The organism is Anoxybacteroides rupiense, assembly GCF_014196195.1.
Classification (GTDB): Bacteria; Bacillota; Bacilli; order Bacillales; family Anoxybacillaceae; genus Anoxybacteroides; species Anoxybacteroides rupiense.
The window spans coordinates 1-4,864 of record NZ_JACIDF010000023.1 but is presented as its reverse complement, the minus strand read 5'-3'; the positions used below and the strand labels follow the sequence as shown (position 1 = coordinate 4,864).

The following is a 4,864-nucleotide window of genomic DNA, read 5'->3' as shown; positions in this document are numbered from 1 at the left end:
TCGTCGATCGCCGCATTCAGCTCCTGATAAAAGGCGAGATCATAAGAATTGGATTTGTTAATGTGCAAATGAATTTCCGCCACCCCTTCGTTTTTTACCACTGTTAAATTTTTCGTTTTTGTTTCTACCGCCATTTTATCTTCTCCTCTCCTTCTATTAGAATTGATTTTATAGTAAAAGACCGCATGTACCCCGCTGCTCTAAAACGCTAAGCTTCTCCTCGTTCTTCTCACCTCCCGCAAATCTCCCTGCTTCTGTTTTCGCTTAGTTCATTTGTACAAGCGATTCCGCCGCCACTTCCTTTAGATGTTCTTTAAATTGATTGGCTAGGTTTATATTCATAGGCAAATACCCTTCTGTTTGTAATTCTTCTTTTTTCTCAATCTCTGTCAGCCAAACGTATACTTCGTTGACCGTATGATTTAACGCCTGTGCAAAACGACTTGGTATCGCTCCCTGTTCATGACGAAGCTCATAAGCCCAGCTTTTCGCGTATATTAAATGATCTTGCTGCTCGCGGATAAGCTTTTGGATACGTGAAGTGACAGCCGGATGATTCGCTTGGAGAAAAGATTGCCACACAATATCGATGGCTAGGTTCGTAGCATACAAGGCCGCAATGAGCGTGATCCAGTTGTTCACATTCACAATACTTGTAAACGCTTTCCCGGTCTGGCCGTAAATCTCCGCTTTTTTTCCGCGAATGCCGCGCAAATCAAAACACCAGTTATATAGTAGTCTTGCGTGCCCTAATTCTCCTTGCGCCATGGCAATCGCCGCTAATGTCGCCTCGATATTGGGACCGCTCACTCCTACTTCCACCAAACGATCCCCAAGGACATATTTATGATCGGCGATCGTCTCAAGCAATTCCGTCAATGCATGTACTTCCCGTTGCGTATGGTTCATCGGACTCTGCCCTCCTTCTGCGCAAATAACCAGTTAGGCTTTTTCACCCAAACAATCTGACTGCGGTCGACAACCGTCATTTCTGACCAATCTTCTTCATCATAAGTAAAGGAGGCATAGACTTTGGCCAGATGTTCGTTTTCTGCCTCAACAGTGCCGATATGGGTTAATGGATCTCCGCGCTTAATTCGGGCGAAAATGTCAAATGTTTTTCTTTTCGTAGCCACCATTATTTTGAACTCACTCCCCAATATTTCAATTTTTCGCGCCCTTCAGGACTCAACCTATCCACCGTCCATGGCGGATCCCAGACCACGTTAATCTGCACTGCCTGAACCTCATTCTCTTGAAGGAGACGATGCCGAATGTCTTGTTCGATCCATTCCATGCATGCGCAAGAAACTGCGGTATATGTCATCGTAATATGAAGCTCATCGCCATTTTTTTCGATATCATAAATGAGTCCCATATCAACGACGCTTATTGGAAATTCGGGGTCCATCACTTCCTTCAGCGCTTCCCAATACTTCTTTGTGTCGCTCCCGATTTTTCCCATCACACCGCATCCTTTCGTAATTGCTCTAATTCTTTGGCTCCTTTTTGAATGCGCTCAACAAATTGTTTATTATGCGGTCCTCTTTGCTTAAATCGCTTGATCACGTTATCCCATGTATCCGGCTGGTCAACTAGCCACTTTTTATTGACCGGATCGAATTTACATGGGAACGGGACGTCCAACACGTATTTTTGCTGTTGTTCATCATAATGAGCAGGCACTTTCACCCCAATCGATTCACAGAAAGGAACAGCAGTAGATAGCCATTTTTGGCGCAATTCATCATTCGTTCGTCCTTTTAAACGATATTCAAGCTGCGCTGATCGGCTTTTCAAACGATCTTCTACCCCAAAAAATTCAAGGGCCATTAAAAACATCCAATCAACGGCTTTTTGTACCTCTTCGCGCAGTTCTGGGTCCTGCATGGCCGTTCTCATAATCACTTCGCCGTTTCTAAGATGGAACAACTCTTCCTTGTCAACTTTCACTAATGCACGTTTCCAAGGACCATAGGAGGTATATTCGAAGGCGTCGCCAAGGAGCGTATACCCGGCTCGATCAAAAAAGGCGTTAAAGACTCCTAGCTCAATCCAATTGGACAACTCAAAATCAAATGCATACGGATTTTTCCAACGATGTGGTTCACGTTTATAGAGTAAATCATCAATATTTTGTCCTAAATCTTTTAAGAGGCGGTAAGCGATGTGAGCATGGCCGATCTCGTCTTGCATAATGGCCAGCGCGGTAATCTTGTTGTTTAGTGTAGGAGCTTGATCATATACCGTAAGTAAAGGCGGGATGCTTAACAATTCCGTATCCCCAACAATGATTAATGTTTGTTTAAGAGCTTGTAAGTACTCTTCATTCATGTCTTCTAATCCTTCTACAATAAAACCGTTTTGAACCTTTTCCTTCAGAATAGTAGATGGATCCACCTCTTCTCCCTCCTTATTATGTTTTTTATTTTATCGTCTGTTAAACATAATATTAATACACACAATCCACGTTGTCAACGTAAAAATCAGAAAAATATAAAAATTTAAAAATAGCGGGATTTCAGTGTTGAGAGCAGGAAAGCTTTAATTCAACAATCACAAATGACAACTAAAAATCCATAACGTTTGTTTTTCGATCGTGTTTTTTATATAAAATCCCTATCTATAATGGATTCCAAATAAAAAACTGACTGCAACCATGCAGCCAGTCTCTCCTTATTTTTCTTCAGATTGATAGACAACGCTTCCGTTGCGCTTCTCCTTTTGGAGCTCTCCGCGTGATACTAAATAATCTAAATGCGCCAATGTTTCCGCAATAGCAAATCGCCACTGATGGGCCGTCAGCGACTTATGTCCAAATACGGCGAATGCCACTTCGTAGGCTGTCTTTCCTTCACTTGCAAGCGACTTCATATGATGCAACCGCTTCTCATGATGACGCAGGATGTCGTCCACTCGTTGGCGCAGATGGCGAATCACTTCTCCGTGAGCCGGAAATGCTATCGCTACATCCAGCTCCTTGACCCGATGCAAAGAAGAAACATATCGCTGCAGCGGATTGGGATGGCTTCCCGGCCATACGCTAATATTGGGGGTGATGCGTTCCAATACATGATCGGACACAAGCAAATATCGCAACTCCGGTTGGTAAAAATTAATCAGTCCATCGCTGTGTCCTGGAACTTCGATCACTTTCCATCGCTTTTGTCCCAGAATCACTTCATCGCGATTAAGAATGGAGAGAGAGGGAAGCGGCATAACGTGTTGAGCCAGTTTTTGCATGCTTTCTTCAATTTGGCTCACTAATTCATCTGGAACACTATGCTGCCTAAACGCCTCCCCGACTTGCTCGGCTTGATCGCTCCCTTCTTTCCAGACGCGTTCTGCCATCGCATAATCTTCTCGGCTGATCCACACCTGCGCCCCGGTCTGCCGCTGCATCCATCCTGCTAATCCGAAGTGATCCGGATGAAAATGCGTTAAATAAATAGAATGAATCTGCCGGCAATCCACATGAAGCTGCTGAAATGCTTTTTCCCATGTATCGATGGCATCAGGATAATGAAACCCCACATCGACTATGCTCCATCCATCTGCCTCGCGAAATAAATAGCAATAAACGTATTTCATCGGAAATGGCACAGGAACCGGAATACGATACATATGATCCTGGATTATTTCAATATTCACCATCAATATCCTCCCTCTCTTATCCGCCTTCCTCATTTCAACCGCCGTCGAGTCCATCCAGTTCCTTCAGCGAAACAACTTCTATATCATACGATGCGCTAGATCATTCCGATAAACGGATTGATCGCCTTTTCCCGGTTCAATTGCGGCTCACGGTCAGGAGCCGATTCAAACAGCGTTTCAAAATAACGAATAGCGGGCACCGCCAAAAGCTGATGCACATTAAAAAACAGCTCACGGGCTTTCGTACCGCTCCAATTATCTGGCAATAAATCATGAGGAAAGCTTGGGTCCATAAAGAAAAAACTACGATATTCATGTACTAATTTGGTCCTTTCAATAAAACATTCTCGATCAGACAGCTCATTGTTCCACGCTCGCCGCTGGAATTCTTCATATATTCGTTGATAGGTGTCGATAAACCGGTCATATTCTTTAGCAATTTGCGCAAAATCCCACCCGCGCTTAATCAATTGCTCATGACTGTGCGATACAATGGAGCTCGACGTAAATAAAATCACATATGGGTCTAAATGATAATCCCTAATCAATTCCATTACTTGCTGTTCCACAGGATTAGGGCTTGCCCACGTTCCATGGGAAATAAGACCAAACCCCATCAGGCTTAATTCTTTGCGAATTTGATTGCGCAGCTCCCTCTTTTCCTCCGGTACAGAATAGGTTAAGATACGCCAGTAGCCATCCCATTTGTAGTTTTTCAATGAATAGACGCGGATAAATCCATCCGTCATCGTCCGCTTTCCTTTTGGAGTCAAAGAATAGTAGCTATTGTTTCCAATTTTCCGCACCTCAAAAAATTCTTGCTGCACCATCCGCAGCGCGGCTCCACGAATGGACGATTCAGAAATGCCAAAGTGAGACATCATTTGAATGAGACTGCCAATCCACACTTCATTCCCATAATGCTGAATATACTCCCCAAATAAAGTAAACATGAGCGCTCTTGGTTTCATAGCTGTTCACACCTGTCTTTTTTTGAATTTTTCTCCTTTATTATGTATTATGACGAATGTTTGCCGATTTTTTCAAGCATGATGAAAGCCAATTAAAAAATAGATCGGCCAGATTGGCCGATACATGTGATCTAAAACATTTAAATTCCCTTCCAATTTGGCTGGCGTTTTTCTAAAAAGGCGCTCAATCCCTCTTTCGCATCCTCCGAACGGAATAACAAGTTTTGTAGCTCCCCTTC

At 43.4% G+C, this 4,864-nt stretch carries 6 protein-coding genes and 2 pseudogenes; all 8 read right to left on the bottom strand.

Going from position 1 to position 4,864, the window contains the following annotated elements:
* Positions 1-134: pseudogene (locus GGQ95_RS18525) on the bottom strand (enoyl-CoA hydratase/isomerase family protein); the annotation flags it as partial.
* Positions 135-264: 130 nt separating this feature from the next.
* On the bottom strand, positions 265-909 hold the full coding sequence (locus tag GGQ95_RS18085) for a Phenylacetic acid catabolic protein (protein ID WP_080862159.1): 645 nt from the start codon (positions 907-909) through the stop codon (positions 265-267).
* The gene (locus GGQ95_RS18080; RefSeq protein WP_044742350.1) at positions 906-1,139 is read right to left on the bottom strand and encodes a hypothetical protein; all 234 of its coding nucleotides are present in this window, start codon (positions 1,137-1,139) and stop codon (positions 906-908) included. The genes GGQ95_RS18085 and GGQ95_RS18080 overlap by 4 nt, the downstream gene beginning before the upstream one ends.
* The gene (locus GGQ95_RS18075; protein ID WP_080862160.1) at positions 1,139-1,465 is read right to left on the bottom strand and encodes a metal-sulfur cluster assembly factor; all 327 of its coding nucleotides are present in this window, start codon (positions 1,463-1,465) and stop codon (positions 1,139-1,141) included. Before GGQ95_RS18075 ends, GGQ95_RS18080 begins: the two co-directional genes overlap by 1 nt.
* The gene (locus GGQ95_RS18070; RefSeq protein WP_066148484.1) at positions 1,465-2,400 is read right to left on the bottom strand and encodes a Phenylacetic acid catabolic protein; all 936 of its coding nucleotides are present in this window, start codon (positions 2,398-2,400) and stop codon (positions 1,465-1,467) included. The genes GGQ95_RS18075 and GGQ95_RS18070 overlap by 1 nt, the downstream gene beginning before the upstream one ends.
* A gap of 276 nt (positions 2,401-2,676) precedes the next feature.
* Entirely contained in the window at positions 2,677-3,660 is a 984-nt protein-coding gene (locus GGQ95_RS18065; RefSeq protein ID WP_183187267.1) for an MBL fold metallo-hydrolase, read from the bottom strand.
* Positions 3,661-3,749: 89 nt separating this feature from the next.
* Positions 3,750-4,625 carry a PaaX family transcriptional regulator gene (locus GGQ95_RS18060; RefSeq protein ID WP_066150430.1) on the bottom strand — a complete coding sequence of 292 codons (876 nt, stop codon included), beginning with the start codon at positions 4,623-4,625 and terminating at the stop codon, positions 3,750-3,752.
* Between the two features lie 140 nt (positions 4,626-4,765).
* Positions 4,766-4,864, bottom strand: a pseudogene (locus GGQ95_RS18520) (enoyl-CoA hydratase/isomerase family protein); the annotation flags it as partial.

Excerpts from the sequence above, each read along its gene's own strand:
- GGQ95_RS18085 (WP_080862159.1), bottom strand. The coding sequence starts at position 909 with ATGAACCATACGCAACGGGAAGTACATGCATTGACGGAATTGCTTGAG.
- GGQ95_RS18080 (WP_044742350.1), bottom strand. The coding sequence starts at position 1,139 with ATGGTGGCTACGAAAAGAAAAACATTTGACATTTTCGCCCGAATTAAG.
- GGQ95_RS18075 (WP_080862160.1), bottom strand. The coding sequence starts at position 1,465 with ATGGGAAAAATCGGGAGCGACACAAAGAAGTATTGGGAAGCGCTGAAG.
- GGQ95_RS18060 (WP_066150430.1), bottom strand. The coding sequence starts at position 4,625 with ATGAAACCAAGAGCGCTCATGTTTACTTTATTTGGGGAGTATATTCAG.